Here is a 1,289-nt window from a genome sequence, read left to right on the forward strand (position 1 = left end):
TCATTAATGGTTCAAGACTATAATTTTTACCTTTGATAAAGGAGTTCTTCAATACTTTATGAATAATTGTAGAAAACCTTTGATAGTCACCAGCATAAACACATTTATAGAGTTTTTTCTTGATAAACTTATATTGCCGCCATCTATTTTGAGATATTCTGAAAAATAATATGGAAGTTAATAGAACGGCGATAATGGCTAAAAGAGTCAGTAATTTAACCTTGTCTTTTGATAAATCATCAGACAGAGTGAGTTTTTCTTTTCTTTTATAAACAGTAAATTCATTAAATATTTCCTTTGCTTCTTCAATAGAGAGAGCAAACCCAACTCCTTCCAGAGGATAGCCGTTAAATGTAAGCATTTTAGAATTAACTATTCCAATGACTTCGCCATACTCATTGAATAAAGGACCTCCACTATTACCAAAATTAACTGGCAAACTTAATTGAAATAGGTGCAGGTTATTATTACTTACCCGTTCTGTAGAACCAATTACGCCACAAGCAACTGAATGTTTAAATGCCTTTGGGGGCATATTTACCTGTTGCGGTAATGGATTGCCGATGATAATAATGGGATTTCCCTCTCGGACCTTTGTCGGGTCTCCTATCTTGACCTGAGGTAAAGGTTTTCTGTGAGAAATCTTAAGTAGACTAATATCTGTTTTCTTATCTATTTTAAGTATTTTTGCCTCATATTTTTCACCAGATTTAAGTTCTACCTCGATATTATCGGCATCAGTAATAATATGGTGGCAGGTGAGGATATAGCCTGCCGGGTCAATAATGAACCCCGAGCCTATTCGATAATCATGCTTGATAATCACCCTGCCTGGTTGATATGTTTGGGAGATTTTTTCACCTTTTATCAATACTACCGCCGGGCTGACTTCATTAACTACATCCGCAACCGTTGGTAGTAACTCCTGAGCAAAAACATAAGGAACAAATAATATCATAAAAAAGATAAATAAGCTACTTATCACTTTAATATATTATTTTACACCTTTTCCCTCATTATGTCAACAAAATTTAGTAACTGTTCACCGCACAGACACAGAGACGCAGAGAAAAACATACCCCTAACCCCTCTCAAGAGGGTAAGCGTTCAGGTGGTGTAAGAAAAGGAGATATGGAGATAAAGGAGATAAGGGGATATTATTAAAAAAATTGAAATTAGTAGAAACTAATACTTGATGTTCAAGTTTTTTAAAGGTATAAAGATTTAACCGCAAAGAGCGCAAAGGAAGATTTCGCAAAGGACGCAAAGGAAGGAAAATAAGGTGGTGA

Annotated in this window: 2 protein-coding genes; both read right to left on the bottom strand. The window is 35.0% G+C overall.

What is annotated here, in order from left to right:
• A partial coding sequence (locus AB1414_21085) for a trypsin-like peptidase domain-containing protein (GenBank protein MEW6609907.1) occupies nt 1-985 on the bottom strand: 985 nt, incomplete at its 3' end.
• Between the two features lie 96 nt (nt 986-1,081).
• A partial coding sequence (locus tag AB1414_21090; protein ID MEW6609908.1) for a hypothetical protein occupies nt 1,082-1,289 on the bottom strand: 208 nt, incomplete at its 5' end.

The organism is bacterium, from assembly GCA_040755795.1.
Lineage (GTDB): Bacteria > UBA9089 > CG2-30-40-21 > CG2-30-40-21 > SBAY01 > JBFLXS01.